This window comes from Pseudomonas sp. HMSC057H01 (assembly GCF_001836405.1).
In the GTDB taxonomy this organism is placed as follows: Bacteria; Pseudomonadota; Gammaproteobacteria; order Pseudomonadales; family Pseudomonadaceae; genus Pseudomonas; species Pseudomonas aeruginosa.
On sequence record NZ_KV828517.1, the window covers coordinates 26,167 to 51,513 of the forward strand.

At 68.5% G+C, this 25,347-nt stretch carries 25 protein-coding genes; 15 read left to right on the forward strand and 10 right to left on the reverse strand.

All coding sequences use genetic code 11. The features are described from left to right. Window positions 1-9: 9 nt before the first annotated feature. From pppA to tagQ, 6 genes are all read left to right on the forward strand, one after another. Window positions 10-738, forward strand: a complete 729-nt coding sequence (gene pppA / locus HMPREF2581_RS28780) for a serine/threonine phosphatase PppA (protein WP_003083639.1) — start codon at window positions 10-12, stop codon at window positions 736-738. A gap of 7 nt (window positions 739-745) precedes the next feature. Beyond that, window positions 746-3,844 carry a serine/threonine protein kinase PpkA gene (ppkA, locus tag HMPREF2581_RS28785; protein ID WP_003136961.1) on the forward strand — a complete coding sequence of 1,033 codons (3,099 nt, stop codon included), beginning with the start codon at window positions 746-748 and terminating at the stop codon, window positions 3,842-3,844. Further along, window positions 3,841-4,560: a type IV secretion associated ABC transporter ATP-binding protein TagT gene (gene tagT / locus HMPREF2581_RS28790; protein ID WP_003136959.1), complete on the forward strand. Its 720-nt coding sequence runs from the start codon at window positions 3,841-3,843 to the stop codon at window positions 4,558-4,560. The genes ppkA and tagT overlap by 4 nt, the downstream gene beginning before the upstream one ends. Then, complete coding sequence (gene tagS, locus HMPREF2581_RS28795; RefSeq protein ID WP_003136958.1) at window positions 4,560-5,759, forward strand: type IV secretion associated ABC transporter permease TagS; 1,200 nt, start codon at window positions 4,560-4,562, stop codon at window positions 5,757-5,759. The genes tagT and tagS overlap by 1 nt, the downstream gene beginning before the upstream one ends. Beyond that, window positions 5,752-7,464, forward strand: coding sequence for a type VI secretion system-associated regulator TagR (tagR, locus tag HMPREF2581_RS28800; RefSeq protein ID WP_003083632.1), 1,713 nt, complete (start codon window positions 5,752-5,754; stop codon window positions 7,462-7,464). Before tagS ends, tagR begins: the two co-directional genes overlap by 8 nt. A gap of 61 nt (window positions 7,465-7,525) precedes the next feature. Beyond that, window positions 7,526-8,440, forward strand: a complete 915-nt coding sequence (gene tagQ, locus HMPREF2581_RS28805; RefSeq protein WP_003083630.1) for a type VI secretion system-associated lipoprotein TagQ — start codon at window positions 7,526-7,528, stop codon at window positions 8,438-8,440. Between the two features lie 230 nt (window positions 8,441-8,670). Here tagQ and HMPREF2581_RS28810 read toward each other — a convergent pair whose 3' ends face one another. From HMPREF2581_RS28810 to prlC, 3 genes are all read right to left on the reverse strand, one after another. After that, the gene (locus HMPREF2581_RS28810) at window positions 8,671-9,729 is read right to left on the reverse strand and encodes a PA0069 family radical SAM protein (protein WP_003083628.1); all 1,059 of its coding nucleotides are present in this window, start codon (window positions 9,727-9,729) and stop codon (window positions 8,671-8,673) included. A gap of 88 nt (window positions 9,730-9,817) precedes the next feature. Further along, the gene (locus tag HMPREF2581_RS28815; protein ID WP_003083624.1) at window positions 9,818-10,093 is read right to left on the reverse strand and encodes a YheV family putative zinc ribbon protein; all 276 of its coding nucleotides are present in this window, start codon (window positions 10,091-10,093) and stop codon (window positions 9,818-9,820) included. Continuing rightward, entirely contained in the window at window positions 10,090-12,135 is a 2,046-nt protein-coding gene (prlC, locus tag HMPREF2581_RS28820) for an oligopeptidase A (RefSeq protein ID WP_003136955.1), read from the reverse strand. Before prlC ends, HMPREF2581_RS28815 begins: the two co-directional genes overlap by 4 nt. A 77-nt stretch (window positions 12,136-12,212) precedes the next feature. Here prlC and HMPREF2581_RS28825 point away from each other — a divergent pair, with 77 nt between their 5' ends. From HMPREF2581_RS28825 to HMPREF2581_RS28835, 3 genes are read left to right on the forward strand one after another with little or no spacing between them, the layout of a single operon-like run. Further along, the gene (locus HMPREF2581_RS28825) at window positions 12,213-12,755 is read left to right on the forward strand and encodes a gamma carbonic anhydrase family protein (RefSeq protein WP_003106612.1); all 543 of its coding nucleotides are present in this window, start codon (window positions 12,213-12,215) and stop codon (window positions 12,753-12,755) included. After that, window positions 12,748-13,413, forward strand: a complete 666-nt coding sequence (locus tag HMPREF2581_RS28830; RefSeq protein ID WP_003106611.1) for an HAD family hydrolase — start codon at window positions 12,748-12,750, stop codon at window positions 13,411-13,413. Before HMPREF2581_RS28825 ends, HMPREF2581_RS28830 begins: the two co-directional genes overlap by 8 nt. Before the next feature lie 32 nt (window positions 13,414-13,445). Continuing rightward, a complete protein-coding gene (locus HMPREF2581_RS28835) occupies window positions 13,446-14,429 on the forward strand; it encodes a hypothetical protein (protein ID WP_003114660.1) in 984 nt (327 codons plus the stop codon). A gap of 7 nt (window positions 14,430-14,436) precedes the next feature. Here HMPREF2581_RS28835 and HMPREF2581_RS28840 read toward each other — a convergent pair whose 3' ends face one another. Then, a complete protein-coding gene (locus HMPREF2581_RS28840) occupies window positions 14,437-15,564 on the reverse strand; it encodes an aminopeptidase (RefSeq protein ID WP_003136953.1) in 1,128 nt (375 codons plus the stop codon). Window positions 15,565-15,655: 91 nt separating this feature from the next. Here HMPREF2581_RS28840 and HMPREF2581_RS28845 point away from each other — a divergent pair, with 91 nt between their 5' ends. Together HMPREF2581_RS28845 and HMPREF2581_RS28850 are read left to right on the forward strand one after the other, a co-directional pair. Next, window positions 15,656-16,072, forward strand: coding sequence for a PA0061/PA0062 family lipoprotein (locus tag HMPREF2581_RS28845; RefSeq protein WP_003083614.1), 417 nt, complete (start codon window positions 15,656-15,658; stop codon window positions 16,070-16,072). 56 nt (window positions 16,073-16,128) lie between these two features. Beyond that, the gene (locus HMPREF2581_RS28850; RefSeq protein WP_003083612.1) at window positions 16,129-16,566 is read left to right on the forward strand and encodes a PA0061/PA0062 family lipoprotein; all 438 of its coding nucleotides are present in this window, start codon (window positions 16,129-16,131) and stop codon (window positions 16,564-16,566) included. Window positions 16,567-16,577: 11 nt separating this feature from the next. On the opposite strand, the gene HMPREF2581_RS28855 is transcribed toward HMPREF2581_RS28850, so the two are convergent. The 4 genes from HMPREF2581_RS28855 to HMPREF2581_RS28870 form a co-directional block, all read right to left on the reverse strand. Next, complete coding sequence (locus HMPREF2581_RS28855) at window positions 16,578-16,811, reverse strand: DUF1161 domain-containing protein (RefSeq protein WP_003114662.1); 234 nt, start codon at window positions 16,809-16,811, stop codon at window positions 16,578-16,580. 110 nt (window positions 16,812-16,921) lie between these two features. Beyond that, complete coding sequence (locus HMPREF2581_RS28860; RefSeq protein ID WP_003118563.1) at window positions 16,922-17,377, reverse strand: OsmC family protein; 456 nt, start codon at window positions 17,375-17,377, stop codon at window positions 16,922-16,924. 83 nt (window positions 17,378-17,460) lie between these two features. Then, a complete protein-coding gene (dsbM, locus tag HMPREF2581_RS28865; RefSeq protein ID WP_003136951.1) occupies window positions 17,461-18,165 on the reverse strand; it encodes a disulfide reductase DsbM in 705 nt (234 codons plus the stop codon). Between the two features lie 62 nt (window positions 18,166-18,227). Then, window positions 18,228-19,115 (reverse strand): MBL fold metallo-hydrolase, encoded by an 888-nt coding sequence (locus HMPREF2581_RS28870; protein ID WP_003083599.1) that lies wholly within the window; start codon window positions 19,113-19,115, stop codon window positions 18,228-18,230. 107 nt (window positions 19,116-19,222) lie between these two features. On the opposite strand from HMPREF2581_RS28870, the gene osaR reads away from it, so the two are divergent. The 4 genes from osaR (at window position 19,223) to HMPREF2581_RS28890 (ending at window position 21,939) form a co-directional block, all read left to right on the forward strand. Beyond that, window positions 19,223-20,143 (forward strand): oxidative stress response transcriptional regulator OsaR, encoded by a 921-nt coding sequence (osaR, locus tag HMPREF2581_RS28875; protein WP_003128174.1) that lies wholly within the window; start codon window positions 19,223-19,225, stop codon window positions 20,141-20,143. Between the two features lie 65 nt (window positions 20,144-20,208). Next, window positions 20,209-20,715 carry a DUF1993 domain-containing protein gene (locus HMPREF2581_RS28880; RefSeq protein ID WP_003083593.1) on the forward strand — a complete coding sequence of 169 codons (507 nt, stop codon included), beginning with the start codon at window positions 20,209-20,211 and terminating at the stop codon, window positions 20,713-20,715. 38 nt (window positions 20,716-20,753) lie between these two features. Continuing rightward, on the forward strand, window positions 20,754-21,302 hold the full coding sequence (locus tag HMPREF2581_RS28885; RefSeq protein ID WP_003136950.1) for an RNA 2'-phosphotransferase: 549 nt from the start codon (window positions 20,754-20,756) through the stop codon (window positions 21,300-21,302). A 208-nt stretch (window positions 21,303-21,510) separates the two neighbouring features. Then, window positions 21,511-21,939 carry a cupin domain-containing protein gene (locus HMPREF2581_RS28890; protein WP_003083588.1) on the forward strand — a complete coding sequence of 143 codons (429 nt, stop codon included), beginning with the start codon at window positions 21,511-21,513 and terminating at the stop codon, window positions 21,937-21,939. Window positions 21,940-21,991: 52 nt separating this feature from the next. On the opposite strand, the gene asnB is transcribed toward HMPREF2581_RS28890, so the two are convergent. Both asnB and HMPREF2581_RS28900 read right to left on the reverse strand, forming a co-directional pair. Next, window positions 21,992-23,824 carry an asparagine synthase (glutamine-hydrolyzing) gene (asnB, locus tag HMPREF2581_RS28895; protein ID WP_003111526.1) on the reverse strand — a complete coding sequence of 611 codons (1,833 nt, stop codon included), beginning with the start codon at window positions 23,822-23,824 and terminating at the stop codon, window positions 21,992-21,994. Between the two features lie 823 nt (window positions 23,825-24,647). Then, the gene (locus HMPREF2581_RS28900) at window positions 24,648-24,788 is read right to left on the reverse strand and encodes a PA0050 family protein (RefSeq protein WP_003083582.1); all 141 of its coding nucleotides are present in this window, start codon (window positions 24,786-24,788) and stop codon (window positions 24,648-24,650) included. Window positions 24,789-25,347 lie beyond the last annotated feature (559 nt).

The window sequence follows — 25,347 nt, forward strand, 5'->3', positions numbered from 1 at the left end:
GGACAACTGATGGTGCCCAACTCAGTCAGCTACTACAGGTCGGCCAGCTACAGCCACGTCGGCATGGTCCGCAAGGTCAACGAAGACGCCAGTCTCGACGCCCCAGAGTCGGGACTCTGGGTGGTCGCCGACGGCATGGGCGGCCACGCCGCCGGCGACTTCGTCAGCAGCCTGATCGTCGATACCCTGCGGCGCATCCCGGCGGCCTCCTCGCTACCGGCCTACGTCGGCGCGTTGCGCACCGGCCTCGCCCAGGTCAACGAGCGGGTTCGCCAGGAGGCCGGCCTGCGTGGCGTCAGCGTGATGGGCAGCACCCTGGTACTGCTCGCCGCGCGCGGCAACCAGGCGAGCTGCCTGTGGGCCGGCGACAGCCGCCTGTACCGCCTGCGCGGCGGCGTGCTGGAAGCCATCTCGCGGGACCACAGCTACGTCCAGGAGCTGCTCGACAACGCATTGATCAGCGAGGAAGAGGCGCGCCACCATCCGCGCGCCAACGTGGTCACCCGCGCGGTCGGCGTGCACGAGCAACTGGAACTGTCGGAAGCCGCGCTGCACGTGCTGCCCGGCGACAGCTTCCTGCTCTGCAGCGACGGCCTCAACAAGACCGCCGACGACAGCGAACTGCGCGACGTGCTCAGCCACAGCGATCCCTATGCGGTGGTCCGCAGCCTGGTCCACCTGGGCCTGACCCGCGGCGCCCCGGACAACATCACGGCCCTGGTGGTCAGGGCCTTCTGAGACGGACATGGACATAGAACTTCCGGGATTCGACATCGAACGCGAGCTGGGCGAAGGCGCCATGGCCACGGTCTACCTGGCCACCCAGCGCTCGCTGCAGCGCAAGGTGGCGCTGAAGGTGATGGCCGCGGCGCTGGCCGCCGACCCGAGCTTCGCCGAACGCTTCCTGCGCGAAGGTCGGACCCTGGCGCGGCTGTCGCACCCGAACACGGTGACCATCCACGACATCGGCAACGTCGGCAGTTGCTACTACATGGCCATGGAATACCTGCCCAACGGCACGCTCAAGGAGCGCATCCAGCAGGGCCTCGATCCCGAGCAGGGCCTGGCCTACGTACGGCAGGTGGCCGCCGCGCTCGGCTACGCGCACTCCCAGGGCCTGGTGCATCGCGACGTGAAGCCGGCCAACATCCTGTTCCGCGCCGACGGCACCGCGGTGCTCTCGGACTTCGGCATCGCCAAGTCGATCGAGGACAATACCCAGTTCACCCAGGTCGGCTTCGCCGTCGGCACCCCCAGCTACATGAGCCCGGAGCAGGCCCGCGGGCAGGAGATCGACGGCCGCGCCGACCTCTACGCGCTGGGCGTGGTGCTCTACGAGATCCTCACCGGCAAGCTGCCCTACAACGGCAAGGACTCGCTCTCCACCGCCCTGGCCCACCTCACCGAGCCGCTGCCGGAACTGCCGATCGAGCAGGGCCGCTACCAGGACATCCTGCGCCAGTTGCTGGCCAAGGACCCGGCCGAGCGCTTCCCCACCGCCGGCGCGTTGATCGCCGCCCTCGACCGCCTGGCGCCGAGCGCCCTGGAAGCCACCCAGATCCGTCCGCTGGCGACGCCGCAGGGCTCGCCGCGAGCGAGCAACCCGCCGCCGGCCGAACCCGCGCCCCTGCCGCCCGCCGACCTCGGCGGCCTGCAACCGGTGTCGATCCAGTTGCCGCCGGTCACGCCCAGCGCCGGCGGCGCCACGCCGCCTCCGCCTCCGCCGTCGCAAGCGGCGAAACCGCCATCGCCCCCGCCGCCTCCGTTGCCGCCGGCGAAGCCACGTGCCGGCGGCAGCCGCACGCCGTTGATCGCCGCCGCCGCGGCCGCCGTGCTCCTGGCGATCGGCGGCGGCGCCTGGTGGCTGCTGGGCTCGGACGACGCACCGAGCCCTGTCGATCCAGCGCCGCTGGGACAGACGCCGACGGACAAGCCGCAGCAGCAGACCCCAGTGGCCGATGCCGAACAGGACGGCGGCGAGCGTCCGCTGCTGATGCCGGGCAAGAAGACGCTGTTCCAGCGCGTCCTGACCAAACCCGGCGCGGCCATCTCCGCCGAGGCTGGCGGCCCGCCCCGGGCCGGCGCGGTGCCGGCCTTCTCGGTGCTCTACGTGTACGCCCGCAAGCAGGTCGGCGGCAGCCCCTGGCTGCGCGTCGGCGCCTCCAGCAACGGCGAGGGCGACGGCTGGCTGCCGGCCAGCGCGGTGAGCGACTGGAAGCAGAGCCTGGTGCTGAAGTTCACCGAACGCTCCGGCCGCGCGCCGGTGATGTTCCTCAACAGCGCCGAGCAGGTCGAACGCCTGCTCGGCGATACCCGCGCGGCGCGCGACACCCTGACCCAGGCGGTGGACCACAAGGGCGATCCGCAGGTGGTCGCGGTCGAGCCCAACGACCGGGCGATCCCCCAGGACCAGTTCTACCTGCTGCCGATCTTCGACTCGAAGGAGAGCTTCGACGCCGACGGCCAGCCGGCGCAGTTGCTGGAGGTCGCTTCGATCGACCCCGGCGGCAGCGCCACGGCACCCCAGGCGCCGGGCCAGGCCGGGCGGGGCGGCGCCAGCGGCGCGGCGAGCGACACCTTCCGCACCGGCATCGTCCTGGTGGTGGACACCTCGGTGTCGATGCAGCCCTACATCGACCGCGTGCGCGAGGTGATCGACGGCCTGCAGCGGCAGATCGGCGAGCGCGGCGACCTGGACAAGGTCAGCTTCGGCCTGGTCGGCTTCCGCAACAACACCGACAAGACCCCCGGCCTGGAATACGTCAGCAAGACCCTGGTGCCGCTGCAACCGGGCAACGACGCGCAGCGCTTCGCCGAGTTGAGCAGCCAGGTGCGCGCCACCGACGTCTCCAGCCACTCGTTCAACGAAGACGCCTTCGCCGGGATCATGCAGGCGGTCGACGAAATGGACTGGTCGCCCTACGCCGGGCGCGTGGTGCTGCTGGTCACCGACGCCGGCGCGCTGCGCAAGAACGACCCGCTCGGGCGCACCCAGATGAACGAGGCCGAGGTCCGCCAGGCGGCGCTGCGCAAGGGCGTGAAGATCTATGCCCTGCACCTGCGCACCCCGGCCGGGAAGAACAACCACGGCTACGCCGAGCAGCAGTACCGCAGCCTCACCGCCGACGCCAACCCGAAGATCGCCGACCTCTACATCCCGGTGGCCGGCGGCGAGGTGAACGCCTTCGGCAACACGGTGAAGGAGATCGGCACGGTGTTCGCCGACCTGGTCCACGACGCCGGCAACCGCAAGCCGCAGGCGCCGCGCTTCGACGCCGCGCCAAGCGTGGCGAGCAAGTCGGCGGCCATCGGCTACGCCATGCAGATGGAATTCCTCGGTCGCCGCGACCCGGTGCGCGCGCCGCAGGTCGTCACCGCCTGGACCGCCGACCGCGACCTGACCAACCCGGCGCTGCCGGCGTTCCAGGTCTGCGTGCTGCTGAGCAAGCTGCAACTCAACGAACTGCAACAGTCGCTGAAACTGATCGTCGACGCGGCCAAGCGCACCCAGACCTCGCCCAAGGACTTCTTCCAGGAAATCGCCAGCGCCAGCGCCTACATGAGCCGCGACCCGGCGCAACTGGTGAAGGGCAGCAACCTGGCGCAGAGCGGCGTGCTCGGCGAATACCTGGAAGGCCTGCCGTACCGCAGCAAGTCGCTGAACATGACCCAGGACCTCTGGCTGTCGCTGAGCGTCGCCGAACAGCAGGACTTCATCGACGAACTGGAGTCGAAGATCCGCCTCTACGAAACCTTCCACAACGACGTCGCCAACTGGGTCCGGTTCGGCGACGCCGACGCCGGCGACGCGCTGTACCGCGTGCCGCTGTCGACGCTGCCATGATCCTGCGCCTGCACGAGGTCGCCCGCAGCCACGGCGCCGGTCGCCAGCGCTACCGCCTGCGGGTGCCGGCGCTGGAATTGCGCGCGGGTCGCCAGCTGGCCATCGTCGGCCCCAGCGGCTGCGGCAAGAGCACCCTGCTCGACCTGCTGGCGCTGGCCCTGGCGCCGGACCCGGGCGGGCGCTTCGAATTCCTCGCCGGGGAACGCCCGCAGGACATCGCCGCGCTCTGGCGCGACGGCCGCCAGGACCGCTTGGCGGCGCTGCGCCGGCAGCACTGCGGCTACGTGCTGCAAAGCGGCGGGTTGCTCGAGTTCCTCGATGTGCGGCGCAACATCGGACTGCCCTGCGCGTTGCTCGGCGCCCCGTCCGCCGAGCGCGTGCAGGCGCTGGCCGAGCGGCTGGAAATCGGCGACCAGCTGGACAAGAAACCGGCGGCGCTGTCGGTCGGCCAGCGCCAGCGGGTCGCCATCGCCCGCGCCCTGGCGCATGCGCCGCGCCTGTTGCTGGCCGACGAGCCGACCGCGGCGCTCGACCCGCTGAACGCCGAACGGGTGATGCGCCTGCTGGTGGAACAGGCCCGCGAGCGCGGCGCCTGCACCGTGGTCGCCACCCACGACGAGCGCCTGGCCCGCGCCGCCGGACTCGAAGTCCTGGCCATCCGCTGGCAACGCGAGGCCGACGACAGCGTCGGCGCCTGCCTCGAGGACGTTGGCTGATGCGCGCCGGCCTGCTGCTCTCGCTGGCCTGGGCCGACTATCGCGGCGAGGCGCGCCTGTCGCTCTGCGCGATCTTCGCCCTGGCGGCGGTGATCACCCCGCTGCTGGTGCTGTTCGGCCTCAAGTACGGCCTGGTCAGCACCCTCACCGAGCGGCTGGAGCGCGCGCCTTCGGTGCGCGAGATCATTCCGGTCGGCGGCGCCCGCTACCGTGCCGAGGACATCGCCGCCCTGGCCGCACGCGCGGATGTCGCCTTCGCCGTGCCGCGCACCCGGCAGATCGCCGCCACCGCCGACCTCAGCGGCGGCGGCGAGACCGCCCTGAGCGTCGAGATGATTCCCAGCGCCGCCGGCGACCCGCTGCTGGCCGGCCTGCCGCAACCCGACCGGCCGACCCGCGTGGTGCTCAGCCACGGCGCCGCGGAAAAACTCGGCGCCCAGCCTGGCGAGCGCATCGTCGCGCGCATCGGCCGGCGCATGGATGGCCAGGCACAGAGCCAGCGCCTGGAGCTGGAAGTGCTCGCGGTGCTGCCGCAGGAGCGTTTCGCCCGCGACGCGCTGTTCGCCCCGCTAGCCCTGCTGGAAGCCGCCGAGGACTATCGCGACGGTCGCGCGGTGGCCGCCTACGGCTGGCCGGGGAAGGCCGGCGAGACCCCGCGCGCACGCATCTACCCGGGCTTCCGCCTGTACGCCCGAGACCTCGATGCGGTGGAAGGGCTGCGCCGGCACTTCGTCGCGAGTGGCGTGGAAGTCGCCACCCAGGCCGAGGCCATCGCCCAGGTGCGCAGCCTCAGCCGCAACCTCGGCCTGGTGTTCTGGATCGTCGCCGCGCTGGCCATCGGCGGTGCCTTCGCGGCCATCGCCGCCAGCAGCCTGGCCGCCGTCGAACGCAAGCGCCGCGCCCTGGCGGTGCTGCGTCTGCTGGGCTTCCCGACCGCCGCGCTGGTCGGCTTCGTCATGTTCCTGGCGCTGTTCAGCGCCGTCTTCGGCCTGTTCCTCGCCGGGCTGCTGTACGCCGCCACGGCCGGCGCGCTGAACCACCTGTTCGACAACCAGAGCGGCGAGTTCGTCTGCCGCCTGCTGCCCAGCCACTACCTGACGGCGCTGCTCGCCACGCTGCTGTGCAGCGTCCTGGCCGCCGCCAGCGGCGGCTGGCGCGCGGCGCGGATCGAAGCCGCAGAGGGATTACGCGATGTTTGAGAAAGCCATTCTTCCGCTCGCCCTCGGCGCCTGCCTGGCATTTGCCGCGCCGGCCTGGGCCGAAGGCGACTCGCCGGACAATCCCAAGCCGCTGGCCGACGACGTCGCCCTGCCGCTGCCGTGTGGCGGCGAGATGGTCTTCCGGCATGTCTACGTACTCGCCGAAGGCGCCCTCGACGATCGCGAGGTCAACCTCGGCTACGCCTTCAACGAAGGCGAGGCGGGCTACCAGCAGTCGTTCATCTCCGGCTACCGGCGCGACTACGTGAACGGCCAGTTCAGCCTCGCCGACCTGGCACCGGCCTGGCAGCAGAAGCTCTCCGCCAGCCTGCCGAAGCCCGCCGCCGGCACCCCGCTGAAGCCGATGCTGTACTTCATCGGCAAGTACGAGGTGACCGCCCGCCAGTACGCCGCAGTGATGAGCCAGGCGGCCGCGCTCTCCGGCCAGGGCGAAGCGCCGGCCTGCGACGTGCCGGGCGGGATGGCCGCGCGGCTGCCCAAGGTCGACCTCTCGCGCTTCGACGCCGAACGCTTCGGCGCGGTGTACAGCGCCTGGCTGCTGAAGAACCACCCGGATCTGCTGCCGGTCAGCGGCCGCGGCAAGAATCCCGAGGACGGCGGCATCGGCTTCGTCCGCCTGCCCACCGAGGTCGAGTGGGAGTTCGCCGCGCGCGGCGGCCAGGCGGTCAGCCGCCAGGAACTGGAAGGCCGGCTGTTCCCGCGCAAGGTCGAGGGCAGCGACCAGGAAGGCCCGCTGGGCGACTGGGCGGTGTACAACCAGGTCGCCGGCGGTACCGGCCAGGCCGCGCGACTGTTGCCGGTAGGGATGAAGCGGCCGAACCCGCTGGGCCTGTTCGACGTGATCGGCAATGCCGCGGAGATGGTCCAGGAGTCCTTCCAACTGGTCCACGCCGGTCGCCGGCAGGGCACATATGGCGGTTTCGTGGTGAAGGGCGGGAACTATCTCGAAGGCGAGATGACTCTATTCACCGGGATGCGCCGCGAATACCCGCTGTTCGCCGCCGACGGCAGCGAACAGCGCAACGAGACCACCGGTTTCCGCGTCGCCATCGGCGCGCTGTCCGCGCCGCGCTCGCGCTATCCCGAGCTGTTCGCCCAATGGCAGAAGGAAGGCCGACTAGCGGCATTGACCGATGCCATCGATGACGCTCAAGATCCCACCAAGCAATTGGACGGAATCATTGCCGCCACCCGCGACCCGCAGATGCAGGCGCAGTTGGCCCAGATAAACGAGGAACTCAAGCGTAACGTTTCGTTGATCGCTCGGCAGCGCGAAGAGGCCGCCGGAAACCTGATACAGTCGGCGGCACTGGTCGCCGAGACGATCAACAACTACAACATACGCCTGACCAACCTCAAGAAGGACAGGGAGAAAGCCGTGGCAGCCAGGGATCAGGCGACCGCCCAGCTCTATGCCGGCGCCATCGCCAACGGGCGCAGCGCCCTCGATGGCGCATTGGCCATCTACATCGACAACCTCGCCACCGGCACCCGTTACACCGACGCGGTGATCCAGGCGCAGTTCCAGCGCATCCAGGAAGAACTCAATCGCAACCCGGTTCTGGGCAAGAGCCTGGTCAAGCGCGCGACCCTGTTCGTCAAACACGTCGGAGATTATCGCCAGCAGCACCGGGCCGAGCCGGAGGCGGTATTGAAGGAATTGCTCGCGTCCAGCGGGCGTTGAAGGAGTTCCGTCCGGCACCTCTCGGCAGCCGGGCGGTTCATCAAACCAGGAGTGAGATGCAATGAGCCAACCCAGCGAAAACCGTTTGATCACCTCGGCGCGCTACGCGCTCTGCCTGTTGACCGCCAGCGGCGTGCTGCTCAGCGGCTGCGCCAGCAGCGGCGTCGGCTCGGTCGCCCAGACCACCCGCGCGGAATACTACCCGTCCTGCTACGAGCCGGTGTCGCACCTGCGCAGCACCGATAACGCGGTGCGCAACTCGGCCATCACCGGCGCCATCACCGGCGGCCTCCTGGGCGGCCTGGCCGGCGGCCTGGCCAGCGACGAGAACCGCGGCCGCAATGCCGCCCTCGCTGCCGCAGGCGGCGCCCTGGCCGGCGGCGCGGCGGGCTACTACATGGAGAAGCAGAAGCAGATCAGCGACGACCGCGCGCGCATCGGCTCCTACGCTACCGACGTCGACCGCAGCACCGTCGAGATCAACCGTAGCGTGGCCTACGCCAAGTCGGCGCAAAGCTGCTACCAGAGCCAGTTCAAGGCCCTGCTCGACGGCCGCAAGAACAAGTCGATCAACGAAGCCGAAGGGCGCAAGCGCCTGGCCGAGATCGTCAGCGGCCTGCAGGAGACCAACGCCCTGCTGGTCGCCGCCAACGGCCGTGCCGGCGAGAACATCAACAACTACACCCAGGCCTACGAGAAAGACCTGCAGCAGGTCGGCGTACCGCGCACCGAAGTGACCAAGGTCGCCGAGGCCGAGAACCGCGCCAGCACTACGAAAGGCGGCAGCAAGCCCAAGACCGGCAGCAATCCCAAGGTGCCGAAGGAGGCGGTCGCCACCGAGCAGACCATCCGCAAGGCCCAGGACGCGCAAAGCGAAGGCAACAAGGTGGCCTCCCGGGGCCAGGGCATGATCCAGGAAGTCTGCAACAGCCCGGACATGGGCGACTGGGCACCGCCGAGCTGCGCCAAGGCCTGATCGGCCTCGTTACCAGCACGAACGCGACGGCGACCTTCGGGTCGCCGTTTCGTTGAGGGGCCTGGCGCGCTGACCCGGCCGGCCTGAAGGGCGAGCGTTCGCCGGGACGGCTGCTTCCGACGTTTCCGGCTTCCCCGGCGGCAGCGGTTCTTCCCGCAGGGCGGATACCGCCACCGGCACGCTCCGCCGCAACTCCGCCCTATACGAAATGCTGCGCCGCGGGGAAAACGCTAGAACAACGCCATCTGCGCCCCCGGCACGGCGAACCGGCTGCAATCCAGCCCGAAGCCCTCGCGGCGGTCCAGCCCGAGGCGCTTCATCGCCACCGCGAAACGCTGCGCCAGCAGGTCGGCGAACGGTCCCTGGCCGCGAAAGCGGTGGCCGAAGCGGCTGTCGTAGACCTCGCCGCCACGGCATTGGCGGACCAAGCTCATCACATGCTCGGCGCGTTGCGGGTAGTGCGCCGCCAGCCATTCCTCGAACAGCGGGCCGACTTCGCGCGGCAGGCGCAGGAGCATGTACGCGGCGCTGCGCGCGCCGGCGTCCCGCGCCGCCTGGAGCAGGCGCTCCAGCTCCATGTCGTTGACCATCGGGATCATCGGCGAGCAGAGCACGCCCACCGGGATGCCGTTGCCGCTGAGCGTGCGGATCGCCCGCAGTCGCGCCGAGGGCGCCGCCGCGCGCGGTTCGAGAATGCGCTTCAGCTCGTCGTCGAGGGTGGTCAGGCTGATCATCACCGCCACCAGGTTCTGCTCCGCCAGTTCGCGCAGCAGGTCGAGGTCGCGAAGGATCAGCGAGCCCTTGGTGACGATGGTCAGCGGGTGACGGAAGCGCAGCAGCACCTCCAGCACCTGGCGGGTCAGGCGGCGTTCGCGTTCCAGCGGCTGGTAGGGGTCGGTATTGGCGCCCAGGTTGATCGGCGCGCAGCGATAGCCGGGCTTGCTCAGTTCCTGCTCCAGCGCGCTGGCGACGTTGCTCTTGGCGATCAACCGGGTCTCGAAATCGATCCCCGGCGAGAGGTCCCAATAGGCATGGCTGGGCCGCGCATAGCAGTAGATGCAACCATGCTCGCAACCACGGTAGGGATTGATCGAGCGATCGAAAGGGAGGTCCGGCGACTGGTTGCGGGAGATCACCGTGCGGGCGATCTCCTCGCGCACCTCGGTGAGCTGGATCGGCGGCACGTCCTGCTCCCAGCCATCGTCGAAGGCCTCGCTGTGGGTCGGGGCGAAGCGGTTGAGGGGGTTGCTGGCGGTACCGCGACCGCGCGGGGGCAGGGGAGCGCTCATGAGGGGAACCCGGCGAAATACTGTATATAAATACAGTATCGCACCGGACCCCGGCCCACAGCCATCGCCGCCGGTCGGCGGCGAGCGGTCAGGCGTCGGGCTTCTTCTTCAGCTTGGGATTGGGGAAGAACTGCACCGACTGCACCTTCGGGTTGGCCGGCTTCGGCGCGTTCTGGTTGACCCGCGTACCCAGCTCCTTCGGGATCGACTGGCCCTGGGCGTTGAGCGTGTCGGCGTAGCCGCAGGCCACGCATTCGCGGTGCGGCACGCCGTCCTCTTCCCACATCTGGATCTTGTCCTGTTCGCTGCACGCCGGGCAGACCGCCCCGGCGATGAAGCGCTTCCTGGTGATCGCCGGGCTCATGCGGCCTCCCCGACCAGCCCGGAGTGACGCAGCAGGGCGTCGATGGACGGCTCGCGACCGCGGAAGTCGACGAACAACAGCATCGGCTCGCGGGAGCCGCCGCGGGCCAGGATCGCCTCGCGGAAGGCACGCCCGGTATCGGGGTTGAACACGCCTTCTTCCTCGAAACGCGAGAAGGCATCGGCGGACAGCACCTCGGCCCACTTGTAGCTGTAGTAACCGGCCGCGTAGCCGCCGGCGAAGATGTGCGCGAAGCTGTTGGCGAAGCGGTTGTACGCCGGCGGACGCATCACCGCCACTTCGTCGCGGATGCCCTCGAGTACCTGCAGCACGCTGCGGCCGTCGCCGTGGGTAGCGTGCAGCTCGAAGTCGAAGAGGGAGAACTCCAGCTGGCGGACCATCATCATCCCGGACTGGAAGTTCTTCGCCGCCAGCATCTTCTCCAGCAGGTCCTGCGGCAGCGCCTCGCCGGTCTCGTATTGGGCGGAGATCAGCGCCAGGCCTTCCGGTTCCCAGCACCAGTTCTCCATGAACTGGCTGGGCAGCTCGACGGCGTCCCAGGCCACCCCGTTGATCCCCGAGGCGGCGGCATGCTCGACGCGGGTCAGCAGGTGGTGCAGGCCATGGCCGAACTCGTGGAACAGGGTAGTGACCTCGTCGTGGGTCAGCAGCGCCGGCTTGCCGTTCACCGCCGGGGTGAAGTTGCACACCAGGTAGGCCACCGGGTCGATCAGCCGGCCCTGGGCGTCGCGCCGGCGGTCGCGGGCGCCGTCCATCCAGGCACCGCCGCGCTTGTTGGCGCGGGCATAGAGGTCGAAGTAGAAGCGGCCGACGTGCTCGCCGTTCTCGAGGATCTCGAACAGGCGTACGTCGGCGTGCCAGCGCTCGAAATCGTGCAGTTCGCGGATCTGGATGCCGTAGAGGCGCTCGACAATGGCGAACAGGCCGGAAAGCACCTTGTCCACCGGGAAGTAGGCACGCAGCGCCTCCTGGGACACGCTGTAGCGCGCCTCGCGGAGTTTCTCGGCGTAGTAGCCGGCGTCCCAGCTCTGCAATTCGGTGCAGCCCTGCTCGGCGGCGTAGGCGCGCAGCTGCTCCAGGTCGCGGGCGGCGAACGGCTTGCTGCGCACCGCCAGGTCGCGGAGGAAGCTGAGCACCTGGTCGCTGGACTCGGCCATCTTGGTCGCCAGCGACAGCTCGGCGTAGTTGGCGAAGCCGAGCAGGCCGGCCAGCTCCTGGCGCAGGTCGAGGATCTCTTCCATCACCGGACCGTTGTCGTTCTGCCCGGCGTTCGGGCCCTGGTCGGAGGCGCGGGTGCAGTAGGCGGCGTATACCTCTTCGCGCAGGGCGCGGTCATCGGCATAGGTCATCACCGCGTAGTAGCTGGGGAACTCCAGGCTGATCAGCCAGCCGTCCAGGCCCTTGGCCTCGGCGGCCTGCTTCATCTGGGCCTTGGCCGAATCGGTCAGGCCGGCCAGCGCGGCTTCGTCGGTGACATGCTTGGTCCAGGCCTGGGTGGCGTCGAGCAGCTGGTTGGAGAAACGGCTACCCAGCTCGGACAGGCGCGACTGCACCTCGGCATAGCGCTTCTGCTTGTCCGCCGGCAAGTCGATGCCGGACAGGCGGAAGTCGCGCAGGGCGTGTTCGAGGATGGTTTTCTGGGCCACGTCGAAGCCGGCCGCCTCGGGGCTCTTCGCCAGCGCCTCGTAGGCCTCGAACAGGGCGCGGTTCTGCCCCAGCTCGGTGGAGTAGGCCGACAGCTCCGGCAGACAGGCCTCGTAGGCCTCGCGCAGCTCGGCGCTGTTGCACACCGCGTTGAGGTGGCTGACCGGACTCCAGGCGGCGCCCAGACGGTCGTTGAGTTCGTCCATCGCCAGCACCAGGCCCTTCCAGGTCGGCTGCTCGCGCTGGGTTTCCAGCAGGCGGGCGATGGCGGCGCGGTTATCGGCGAGGATCCGCTCGATGGCCGGCTTCACGTGTTCCGGGCGAATGGAGGAGAAAGGCGGCAGGTCGTAGGCCTGCAGAAGGGGATTCGCGCTCACGTTGGCAACCTTGGCTAAGGAAATACCCGACCATCTTAAATACAATCGGCGGCATCCGCAGCCTGAGGAAAACTATCGTGACCATTCGTTCCTACCAGGGCAAAACGCCACTGCTCGGCGAGCGGGTCTTCGTCGATCCCTCGGCCGTGCTCGTCGGCGACATCGAGATCGGCGCCGACAGCTCGGTCTGGCCGCTGGTGGTGATCCGCGGCGACATGCACCGCATCCGCATCGGCCAGCGCAGCAGCATCCAGGACGGCAGCGTGCTGCACATCACCCACGCCGGCCCCTTCAACCCGGACGGTTTTCCGCTGAGCATCGGCGACGAAGTGACCGTCGGGCACAAGGTCCTGCTGCACGGTTGCAGCATCGGCAACCGGGTGCTGGTGGGGATGGGCTCGATCGTCATGGACGGCGCGGTGATCGAGGACCAAGTGATCCTCGGCGCCGGCAGCCTGGTGCCGCCGGGCAAGGTGCTGGAGAGCGGCTTCCTCTACGTCGGCAGCCCGGCGAAGAAGGCCCGTCCGCTGAGCGACAAGGAGCGCGGCTTCTTCACCTACACCGCCGGCAACTACGTGAAGCTCAAGGACCTGCACATCGCCGAGGACTACCATGCGTGACGCCACGCTGCGCTACCCGAACATCCTCTTCGATCTCGACGGCACCCTCACCGACCCGCGCGAGGGCATCACCCGCTCGGTGCAGTTCGCCCTCGCCCGCCTGGGCATCGACGAGCCGGACCTGGCGCGCCTGGAACACTTCATCGGCCCCCCGCTGTTGCAGTGCTTCATGCAGACCTACGGCTTCGACGAAGCGCGCGCCTGGGAGGCGGTGAACCACTACCGCGAGCGCTTCAGGGTCACCGGTCTCTACGAGAACCGCGTGTTCGACGGCATTCCCGAGCTGCTCGAAGCCCTGGTCGGACGCGGCCACACGCTCTACGTCGCGACCAGCAAGCCCGGCGTGTTCGCCCGCGAGATCGCCCGCCACTTCGCCTTCGACCGTCACTTCAAGGCGATCTACGGCAGCGAGCTGGACGGCACGCGCACGCACAAGGACGAACTGATCCGCCATCTGCTCGACAGCGAAGGCCTGGCAGCGGAGCATTGCCTGATGATCGGCGACCGCATGCACGACCTGCTCGGCGCCAGCCGCAACGGTGTCGCCTGCATCGGCGTCGGCTACGGCTTCGGCAGCGAAGACGAACTGCGCGCGCACCAGCCGACCCATTACTGCGCCGACCTCGCCGCCCTGCGGCAGGTATTGGAATCCCACTGACCCATGCTCCGTTTCAGACAAGGACGCCTGACATGACCGACAATCCCTTCGCCACCCCCACCGCCCCGGTGCAGCCGCCGGCCAGAGAGGTGCCCGCCACCACCCAGCCCTATGCGTTCATCGCGGTGCTGGCGCTGGTCACCTGCCTGTCCTTCGCCGTGAGCCTGGGCATCCAGTGGTACAACGACATCGGCGAGATCCGCCAGCGTTTCTCCGAGCACCTGCAACTGATGGCGCCGCACTGGTTCACCGGCCTGGTGTTCTACGCGGCGGCCAACCTGCTGGTGCTGCATGCCTACCGCGAGAAGCGGCAGCTCGTCGAGTTCCGCCCGCTGGCGCTGCTGCTGATCGGCTACGGCCTACTCAACCTGGTCTGCGGCATGCTCGCCGGGATCGGCCTGGCACCGCTGACGCTGCCGTTCTACCAGTGGGTGACGGCGCAATCCAGCTACGGCGTCTGGCTGATGGCGTTCAACGAAGCGATGAGCTGGGTCTACCTGCTCCTGGGCAGCCTGCTGCCGTTGGGGCTGGTGCTGCTCGGCAGCCGGGTGAACTCGCCGCGCCTGGCCGAAGGGGAAGAAGCCCGCGTCGCTGCCTGGCAGGTCGCCCTGGGCGCCGCGCTGTGTTTCGCCACGCTGTGCTTCAAGCTGATGCAGTTCCTTCCCTACGCCCTGCTGCGCTACGACGAGCCTTGGCTATACGGCCTGTACCTGAGCGGCGTGGCGTTGCCCGCGGCGCTGCTCTTCGGTGCCGTCTGCACGCGCCTGCCGGCGCGCCTGCAGCGCTTCGCCGCCGGCCGCGCGCTGCTGCTCGCGGTGGTCGCCATGCTGCTCTGGAGCGTGGCGCTGCTGGCGGTCGGCGGGGGGCTGGCGCTGCTGATGATCCTCGGCCTGGCGCCCGCTGGCATCGGCTATACGCTGCTGGTGGCGCTGCTCGGCGTCGGCCTGTTGGCGCTGCTCTGGCCGATCGGCCGGCTGGCCACGCGCTGGTGCTACGCCGACCAGCTCGCCGCCTGAGCAGGCGTCAGGGCGCTGCGGCGGCCAGCCGCTGCAACGCCGCCTGGCGCTCTGCCAGGGGGAGCTGGCCAAGGGCACGGACCCGCGCATAGAACGCCGGCCAGTTGCCGCCGACCTGGCGGAACAGCGCGGCGAACGCCGCCACCCATTGGTCGTAGAGGCCGAAGGGAAGCAGCTTGGCATTGTTGAACGGCGCGTCGATCCAGGCCTTGAACGGCGACTCGCCGCCCCATTCGCGCTGGCTCAGCGCCGTATACTCGCGGCGCAGGCGCTGGAATTCGGCAGCCTTGCCGGCACGCTTGGCGGCATCGTCCAACGGCCCGGCATAGAGTGCTTCGAGGCGCGCACGACTGGCCAGGACCAGCGCGGTGAACTGCTCGCGGCGCTTCTCCTCGCGGCCGTCCGCCGGCGGCAGTCCACGATACTCGCGCCACTGGCGGGTACCTTCCTGTTCGACGAAGGTGGCGAAGGATTCGTTGAAGGCGGTGTCGTCGCGCAGGTAGAACTTCTGGTGCGCCAGTTCGTGAAAGATCAAGGTCGCCAGCCGTTCGTCGTCCCAGCGCAGCATGCTGCTGAGGATCGGATCGTCGAACCAGCCGAGGGTCGAGTAGGCCTGCACCCCGCCGACGTAAACGTCGTCGCCGAGCGCCCGCTGGCGCGCCGCCTCGGCGCGCGCGGCGGCCTCGCTGTAGTAGCCGCGGTAGGCCACGCAGCCGGCGATGGGGAAGCAATGGGTGACCGGCTGCAGCGACAGCTCCGGGGTGGCGAACACGTTCCATACCACGTAGGGCCGGCCGATATCGGCGTACAGGCGATAGCTGCGGTTGTCCGGCAGGCCGAGGCGTTCGCTGGCGAATTGCCGGGCCTTTTCCGCCTTCGCCAGGCGTTCGCGCAAGCGCGCGTCGCGCTGCGGGTCGGCGATCACCGCGGCGGCCGGCTCGCGGGCGCGCAGCAGGGCGAACTGGCCGCTGGCCAGTTGCCCGTAGTAGGAGACGGTCGAGCAACCGCTCAGCGCCAACAGCGCCAGGCAGGGAACCCAACGGGGCAGTCGAAGGTCAGCAAGCGGATGGCGAAGGCGGCGTGGCATGGGCGGAACATAGCACAGCACGCGGACCGCCCGCCGCCCTACCAGCACCGGTCCGCGATCCGGCGAGGCGGAGGAACGCAAGGCGTTTTTCCAAGGCGCGACGGATGGCGGCCGGGTTAAAGGAGCTTCGGAGTCTTCTATGCGTACGCTGCTGCTTGCCGGTGGCCTGCTCGTCCTGAGCGGCTGCTCACTGCTGATGCCCACCCCCGACCCGAACCGCGCCTGGGTCGACCTCGATACCCAGCCCGACGCCGATCTCGCCGCCGTGGAAGTCGACGACAAGAGCTGGGACCGCACGCGCTACTTCGAGGTCGATCCCGGCACCCGCGAACTCACGGTGCGCTACCAGTTCACCGTCGACCCGACCAACATCGGCCCCGTGGACAGCCCGCTCTGGCGCGATTGCCAGCTCAACCTCAAGTTCAAGGACTTCAGCGCCGGCCAGCGCTACCGCCTGGAGGCCGGGCACATCGGCTTCCGTCCCTGGGCGAAGCTCTACGACCAGGACAACAGGGAATTGGCGCGCGGCCGCGAGGGGCGCTGCGCGAAGGTCTGAACGGCGCAAGGCGAGGGCGCTATGCTAGGAGCTGAACGCCCTCCGGAGCCCGCCCCATGCGTCCACTCACCCGTCTCGTCCCGCTCGCGCTGCTGCTCCTCGCCGGCTGCGCCGGACCGCTGCCGCAGCCGGACCCGCAGATGGCCTGGGTCGAGCTGCGCAGCGCGCCGGCCAACACCCTGCTGGCCGAGCGCCTGGACGGCGAGCGGTTGAGCGACGGGCGCTACTTCCAGGTCACTCCGGGACGCCATGTGCTGGAGGTGCGCTTCCAGTACGAACTCTATGGCGGTTCCGGCGGCGGGGGCGGCGGCTTCGGCGAGCCGGTGCAGATCAACTGCTACCAGCAGGTGGTCTATGACGGCTTCGAGGCGGGCCGGCGCTATCGCCTGGAGGTGCGCCCGCAATTGCGCAGGGCGCTGGCGCTACTGAGCGACGAGCGTGGCGAGGTGGTCGCCCGTTCGAACTTCCAGACCAGCCGCTGCCCGCCGTACTGAAACGCAGCGGCTCAGTCGTCGTTCTTCTGGTAGATGATCTTCTTGGTGCCGTTCTCGCAACTGCCGACCACCATGTTCGGGTCGCTGACTTCGTCGTTGCGCACGATCTCCAGGGTGTAGGAGGTCACCCCGGCCGACTGGATCTTGGTCTCGATCTCCGCCTTGAGTTCCTCGCACGGCTTCGGCGCGGCCAGCGCCGTGGCGCTGAACAGCAAGGTGGCAATCCCCAGCCCGATGGTTTTCATGACCCGTCACTCCTCGTCGATGCCTGGCAGCCGAGTGCTGCGCAGCGCATCCTGCCGCATTCGACTGCGGCAGGCCAGGGCCAGTTCGCCGGGCTGGGGAAGCGTTCCGCTCAGCCGTCGAGGCTGGCGTCCAGGCTGATCTTCGCGTTGAGCACCTTGGATACCGGGCAACCGGCCTTGGCCTTGTTGGCGATCTGCTCGAAGGTCTGCGCGTCCGCCCCCGGCACGCGCGCCCTGAGCACCAGGTGCACGGCAGTGATGGCGAAACCGTCGGACTGCTTGTCGAGGGTGACCTCGGCGCGGGTCTCGATACGTTCGGCGGTCAGGCCGGCCTCGCCGAGCATCATCGACAGGGCCATGCTGAAGCAGCCGGCGTGGGCCGCGCCGATCAGCTCTTCCGGGTTGGTTCCCGGTGCGCCCTCGAAGCGGGTATTGAAGCCATAGGGGTTGTCCTTGAGCGCGCCGCTTTCGGTGGAAAGGGTGCCCTTGCCGTCTTTCAGGCCGCCTTGCCAGACCGCCGATGCCGTCTTCTTCATGTCGACTCCTCCGGAGCTGTGGATGGACATCCGCTCGCGTCGGCGAGCGGGCATGTCTACATGGGAGGACGACGCAGCCGGACAAGTTCAGTCCGCTTGCGCGGCGGCGGGATTCAGGCGCAACCGTCGATGCGGCAGAGCGGCGCCGCGGCCCCGCCCAAGGCACCGCTGCCGCCGGCAAGGCGCAGCTGCGTTTCGAGGAAAGCCCGCCAGTCGTCCGGCTGGCCGAGGTAGCGCCCGGTGTCGAGCACCTGCAGGCGGCCGTCGCGCTCCAGGGCGAAGGTCGGGAAGCCAGCGGCGCCGAGACGGTTCATCAGCCGCCGACTGTCGGCGAAGTGCGCGCGCAGCGGCTCGCCGGAGCAGGCGTCGAACGCCTCGGCGAAGCCCTCGCCAAGCCCCAGTTCGGCACCCAGCTCGAGCAGCACCGGACGCTCGGCGATACGCCGGCCCTCGACGTAGTGGGCACGCTGGATCCGCGCCAGCATCGCCGCGCCGAGGCCGTCGAGCGCTTCGGCGGCAAGCACGGCGGCGGTCGGCGGGGCCGAGTCGAATACCGCGCTGGTGTCGCGCAGCAGGCCGTCGAAGTAGTCCTTGCCGAACGGCTGGCCGGTCAGTTGGGCGATCCGCAGGTCATGGGGCATCACGTAGTGGCGCAGACCGGCGCCGACCGGCTGGCGGTTGGCATCGGTCATCATGCCGCCGCCATGCAGGCGTACGTCCAGACCCGTCACCTCGCGGGCGGCGGCGAGCAGCGGCGAGGCGCCGTAGCACCAGCCGCAGAGCGGATCGTAGAGGTAATGCAGGGTGAGGTCGTTCATCTCGGTCTCCACGAGACGCCCCGCAGGGGACGCCTCGATCAGCGGCTATCGGCGGGCGCGGCTCAGGGCCACTGCATCTCGCCCTTGAGCACCTTGGCGCTCAGCTCCAGGCCTTCCTCGCCCGGCAGGTTCGGGTAGCGGCGCTTCATCGCCTCGACCAGCGCGGCGGAATCCCTGGCCTTGGGCAGTTCGGCTTCCAGGGCCTTCAGGTAGTCTCGGGTGAAGCGCACGCCGTCCAGGCCCTTCGGCTCCTCGCCGGTGAAATGGCCGGGCACCACGCGCCGCGGTTGCAGCGCCTCGATCCGGTCGAGCATCGCCACCCAGGCCTGGCGCGAGGCCTGGGTCTGGGTATCGGCGGTCCAGACGTGCGAACCGGATTCCACCAGCACGCCACCAACCACCGTCTTCAGCGACGGAATCCACAGCACCGTGCGGTCCGGGCTCGGCCCCTTCAGGTCGACCACCTTCAGGGCATGGCCTTCCAGCTTCAACTGGTCGCCCTTCAGCGGCTCCGGCACCACCAGCGACGTCGGCGCGTTGTCCTTGAGGATCGGCCCCCAGTAGGCCAGCTTGGCGTCCTTGGTCGCCTGGATGTGTGCGACGGTCTGCGCCGTCGCGAGGATCTTCGCCTCGGGGAAGGCGGCCTTCAGCACGTCGAGGCCGAAGTAGAAGTCCGGGTCGCCGTGGCTGATGTAGATAGTGCTGAGGGTCTTGCCGCTGGCCTGGATACGCTTGACCAGTTGCTCGGCGTCGGCGCGGGAGAACTGCGCGTCGATCAGCATCGCCTCGCGCTGGCCCACCAGCAGTTCCGAGGACACGGCGAAGATCGCCTTCTCGCCGGGGTTGTAGACCTCCAGCCGCAGCGGTTCGGCGCTGGCGGCGAAGACGCCGGCGGCACCCAGCAGGGCGGCGGCGGCGAACAGGGAACGAAGCAATCCATGGCGCGACATGAGCGGTTCTCCAGGCAGTGGGATCAGAGGCTTGCCATGTTAGTTGCTTGAAAGCGCGCAAAAAGCCCCGCAATAATCACAGCTTTGTTGCATGGATCGAGCGAATCATGGACCGCCTGACCGCCACCCGCGTCTTCGTCGAGGTCATCGACAGCGGCAGCCAGACCGCCGCCGCCGAGCGTCTGGACATGTCCCGGGCGATGGTCTCGCGCTACCTCGCCGAGTTGGAGGAGTGGGTCGGCGCACGCCTGCTGCACCGCAGCACCCGCCGCCTGAGCCTGACCGACGCCGGCGCGGAGCTGTTGCCGCAGTGCCGCGAGATGCTCGCCGTGGCCGACGCCATGCAGGCCACCGGCCAGACCCGCCGCGACAGCCCGCGCGGCACCCTGCGCATCACCAGCAGCCTGTCCTTCGCCCAGGCCTGGCTGACCCGTGCCGCCGCCGCCTTCGTCGAGCGCTACCCGGGCACCGCCATCGACCTGCAGGTCAACAGCCAGGTGGTCAACCTGGTGGAGGAGCGCATCGACCTGGCCCTGCGCATCGCCAACCAGCTCGACCCCAACCTGATCGCCCGCCGCCTCGGCGAATGCCGCTCGGTGATCTGCGCCGCGCCGGACTACCTGCGCGGCCACGGCACCCCGCGGCGCCCGGAGGACCTGGCGCTGCACAACTGCCTGACCTACTCCTACTTCGGCCGCAGTCTCTGGCAGTTCGAGCGCGACGGCGAGCCGACCAGCGTGCCGGTGGGTGGCAGTCTCAGCGCCAACGAATCCACCGTGCTGCTGGAGGCCGCCGCCGCCGGTGCCGGGATCAGCCAGCAGCCGCTGTACTCGGCAGCCCCGCTGATCCGTAGCGGACGCCTGGTGGCGCTGCTGCCGGAGTGGTCGCCGCAGGTGCTCGGCATCCACGCGGTGTACGCCTCGCGCCGGCAGATGCCGCCGGCGCTGCGGGCGCTGCTGGACTTCCTGGTCGAACGGATGGCGGCCGATCCGCACTGGGACGAGGCGGGCCCCCTGGCGCTGGCGTGAAAGCCGGGTAGACTGCTGGACGCGCCGCCTTCGACGCACCTTTATCCCCTGTCTGGAGCACGTCCATGTCCCTGTCGATCTACCAGGCTTCGATCCCGACCTTCCTGCGCACTCTCGGCAACCTCTCGGCGATCCTGAAGAAAGCCGCCGCCCACGCCGAAGCGAAGAACATCGATCCGCGCATCTTCATCGACGCCCGGCTGGCGCCGGACATGTTCCCCCTGGCGCGCCAGGTGCAGATCGCCAGCGACGCCGCCAAGGGCGCCGGCGCGCGGCTGGCCGGGCTGGAAGTGCCGAGCTACGCGGATACGGAAACCACCTTCGACGAACTCCAGGCACGCATCGCCCGCACCGTCGAGTTCCTCGAGGGCATCCGCGAGGAACAACTGGACGGCGCCGAAGAGCGCAACGTGACCCTCAAGGTGCGCGGCCAGGAGATCAGCTTCAACGGCCGCGACTTCCTCTTCGGCTTCGCCCTGCCCAACTTCTTCTTCCACGTCACCACCGCCTACGCCATCCTCCGCCACAACGGCGTCGAACTGGGCAAGATGGACTTCCTCGGCGGCGCCTGAGGTTCCCGCGCCGGGATGGCACGCACAAGGACCATGGAATGGATCGGAAAACCCTCGACGACACCAGCAAGTTCCTCAGCTATGTCCTTCGCCACCAGCCCGAGGCCATCGGCCTGAAGCTGGACGGCGAAGGCTGGGCCGACATCGACGCCCTGATCGCCGGCGCGGCGCGGGACGGCCGCGCCCTCGACCGCGCGCTGCTCGGCGCGGTGGTCGAGAACAACGACAAGAAGCGCTTCGCCCTCTCCGCCGATGGCCAGCGCATCCGCGCCGTGCAAGGCCACTCGCATGCCGCGGTGGCCATCGCCTACGCCCCCGCGGTCCCGCCCGCAGTGCTCTACCACGGCACCGCCAGCCGCTTCCTCGACTCCATCCGCGAGCGCGGCCTGGTCCCCGGCAGCCGCCACCACGTCCATCTCTCCGCCCGCCGCGCCACCGCCTTGGAAGTCGGCCGCCGCTACGGCAGCCCGGTTCTGCTGGAAATCGACGCGCGCGACATGCATCTGGCCGGGCACCTATTCCACCAGGCGGAGAACGGCGTCTGGCTGACCGAGCGGGTACCCGTGCGGTTCATCCGCGAGGCTTGAGAAGGCATCGCCTCTCATCGGGAAGTCGTAGGGCGCATAACGCGCAGCGTTATCCGCCGATGCGCCGAGGCTAAAAGGAGAAAGCCGCCGCCTGCGATGAACCAACCGCCTCCTTGATGGCCCGCTGCCGCCTAGCAGAAGCGGCAGTGGAGCAGGCGGTGAAAGCCGGCTTGACTGAGGAAAAACACCGACAAGCGCAGGACGCCCGATGGACCTTCGCCCCAGCCACGTGCATGTGTTCCCACCCAGCCGCGACCTCCCGGCCGCAACCAGTCCGCACCGCGAAACCCTGCTGCGCAGCGGCTGCGCCTGGAACGGCTCGCTCTACCTCGGCTATCCCCTCGGCCAGCCGCAGCTCACCGTGCAGCGCCTGAGCCTGGCCGCCCACGAACGCCTGGACTGGCAGGTCCATCCGATGCCCAGCGCGCTTTACGTGCTCAAGGGCGAACTGCGCCTGGAGACCCGCGACGGAGCCCAGAGCACGCGGGTGCTGGAAGGCGAGGCGGCGGGTTGCCTGATGAACATCATCCATCGCCTGATAGCCGGGGCCGAACCGGTGGAAGCCCTGCTGTTCCATGCCGGCGTGGAAGGCATGCCGGTGGGGCTCGGCGAACGCGGCGAAATGCCCGACGCCTGAAGACGCCGGCGGGCCGGACAGCAGCCCGAACCCGCCACGCCCCGCGTCACGCTCAGGCGGAGAGCCCGTACAACCTGAGCCAGCCTTCCAGCGCCAGCGCGGTCTCCAGGTTGTGGCGGCTCACCTGGGTGTTGAAGTACCCCTCCGGATGCTCCAGTTCGGCGGCCAGGAACTCTCGCGAAACGATGCCGAACACCGGGTTCGCCGCGTCCTCCAGCAGACGCCGCACGCTCCCGCGCAGGAAACGCTCGTAGCCGAGGTTGGCAGAAGTCGGATAAGGGCTCTTGCGGCGCTTGAGCACGGCTTCCGGGACATAGTCGGCGCAGGCCCGCTTGAGCAGCCACTTCTCCTCGCCGTCCCGGCTCTTGATCGACCAGGGCACGTTGTAGACGTACTCCACCAGCTCATGGTCGGTGTAGGGCACCCGCACCTCCAGGCCGTTGCACATGCTCAGGCGATCCTTGCGTTCGAGCAGCAGCACCATCCAGCGCTTCAGATGCAGGTGGCTGAACTCGCGCATCCGCCGCTCCTCCGGGCTGTCGCCGGCCAGGTGTTCGACCTGGCGCAGCCCATCGTCGTAGCTGGCCTGCTGGTACTGGAGGAGATCGCAGCGGCGGTTGAAACCGGCGTCGATGAAGCCGGCTGGCAGGCGCACCCTGGAGGCCCAGGGGAAGCGCGCCGCAGCCACCGCCTGCGGATCGCGGAACCAGCCGTAGCCACCGAACAGCTCGTCGGCGCCTTCGCCGGAGATGGCCACCGTGGAATGCCGGCGGATCTCGCCGAACATCAGGTGCAGCGAGGTATCCATGTCGCCGAAGGTGAAAGGTACGTCCTTGGCCCGGAATACCTCTTCGCGCGCTCGCTCGCAGACCAGTTCGGCATTGTCGATGAGCACGGTGCGGTGACGGCTGCCGATGTACTGCGCGGCCAGCAGGGCGAACGGCTGGTCCTGGTCGGGACGCAGGTCGTCGCTGCGGAACTGCTCGGCCTGGCCGACGAAGTCCACCGAGAACGAATTGATGTCGCCGCCGTGCTCCGCCTTCGCGATGCGCTGGGCGATGCCGGTCAGGGCGGTCGAATCGAGCCCGCCCGATAGCAGCGAACACACCGGAACGTCGGCGTGCAATTGCGACCCCAGGGCGCGGGTGACCAGTTCGCGGGTGCGCTGCACGGTGCTCTGCAGGTCGTCGGCATGCTCCTGGCGGCGCACCTCCCAATAGCGGCGCAACTTCGCCTGGGAATTGGGACGCCAGGACAGCAGGTGGCCGGGCAGCAATTCCTGGACCTCGCGGAATGGCGTCTGCGAAGTGCCCCGGGACAGCGTCAGGAGGTCGACCAGGCCGACCGCGTCGAGCCTGGCGGCGAATTCCGGATGCGCCAGGATGGACTTGATCTCCGAGCCGAACAGCAGTCCCTCGCGGTGCCGCGCGTAATACAGCGGCTTGATGCCCAAGCGGTCGCGCACCAGCAGCAGGTGGCCGTCGCGGCCATCGAAGACGGCGAAGGCGAACATCCCGGTCAGGTACTCGCAACAACGCTCGCCCCATTGCAGATAGGCGTGCAGGACCACCTCGGTATCGCTGCGGGTGCGGAACTCATGTCCGGCCCGGCGCAACCGCTCGCGCAGGGCATCGTGGTTGTACACCTCGCCGGTATAGACGAGGGTGACCTCCTGGCCGGTGGGAAAGCGATAGGACATCGGCTGCACGCCGCCGCTGAGGTCGATGACCGCCAGCCGCCGGTGACCCAGCAGGGCGTTGCGGTGCTTCCAGATGCCCTCGGCATCCGGCCCGCGCAAGGCGAGCGTATCGGTCATGGCGAAGATCGCCGGAAATTCGTCGTCGAGCTTGCGCGTGTAATCCACCCAACCCGCGAGACCGCACATAGGGAAACTCCTCTAATTGATGTTTTATCGGGAAACTCATCCAGAGAACATGCTGAAAACATCCGTGCGGCCGGCCAGATTGCCGGCGTACGAATGCTTCGCCCAAGGCGGTCGATGTATGAGCTTTTCGAGGACCTGAAGATAAGCAGTTTCGGCAGGCCTGCGCCTAAGGAAGGCCAATGATAGAACAGGAAAAAACGTGGCCGAGTTAATTAATATTCATCTAACTCTGGTAGCTGTTTTTAAAAAAACAAAGGGAAAACAATAATTTACAAAATTACTGAAATATCCTGAAACATCATTAGGCGGTTCTACAACCAGATATTACAGGGTCGTTCATGGATCTTTCCAAAGACTTAGAAAGCGAACTCAATTAAACTTATAATTGCTTTACGGCAATCATATTGATAGCCAACTAAACAAATGACTACAACAAACTCAAAGCGTACAACTATTGAATATAAGAGTTGTCCACCGACGCTGATTTCGTGGCAACGTTCGACACGCGACGATGGACGAGCGGGAAAAGTAGGGCGGCGCGGGGAATGGAGAATTAAAGCAGGCAACTTCGAGCGATCCATCCGGAAGCGGGCCCGCTGCACCGGGCCCGCCAGACGACCTACCTCAAGGGCATTCGCAGGTCGACGGACCGAACACCGGCCCGCTGCACGGGTCCTCGGATGGGCCGAAAACCGGGCACGCGGCCTGGGCGGTAAGAGAGAAGCTACAGAGCAGGAACACAGCCAACAGTACTTTCTTCATTTGCAACCTCCTGGTTGGTAATCGAACGCTCCCTGTCCCTGGTCGAGGGTACAGTCGGTCATCACGGGCACTCGCAGACGGTCGGTCCCAGCACCGGGCCCGCGCAGGGATCTTCCCCCGGCCCGAGCACCGCGCAGTCCGCCTGCGCCGTGAGCGAGAACATCCACAGCAGCAGCGAAGCCGCCAGCATCTTCCTTTTCATCTGACCTCCTTGGTCGAAACAGCGATCAACGATCCGTGTCCTTCTCCGAAAACAAGGGCATTTGCCTGCAGAAGGACCGAACGCCCGTCCGCTCGCGGCGCACCGCAAGACTCGCCGGCGAGCCGCCGGACCCCGGAGAGCAAAGACCAGCCCGAGCGAACGCGCCAGTGCGGTGGATTGCCGCAGCGCCAGCGAAAGTACCGGGGCAGGGGGCTTCGGCACCGGTTCGCCATCAACTTTTCCTATCCCCGGCGGCCACATAAATTCGTTGGACGCCCCGCGCCGGCGCCTCCAAGAATGCCGCACGGGTGCGAAGTCCGGCCGTGCACCCACCGACGCCCCAAAACAGCAAGAACAACGATCGGTGCATCCATGGCAAAGGACCTGACTTTCCCAGACGCCTCCGCGTCGTCCCGCAACCCTCCCTCCGCGCGCCTCCGTCTACCGGCGACACGCGCCCCCTAGCACCGCCCTCCCGTCCGCCACCGCAGCAACCCGCGACGCACCTTGCGTCGGTCCCGGCCCCCGCCGCCGGCGGGCGCCGCTCGCCCGCGCTCCG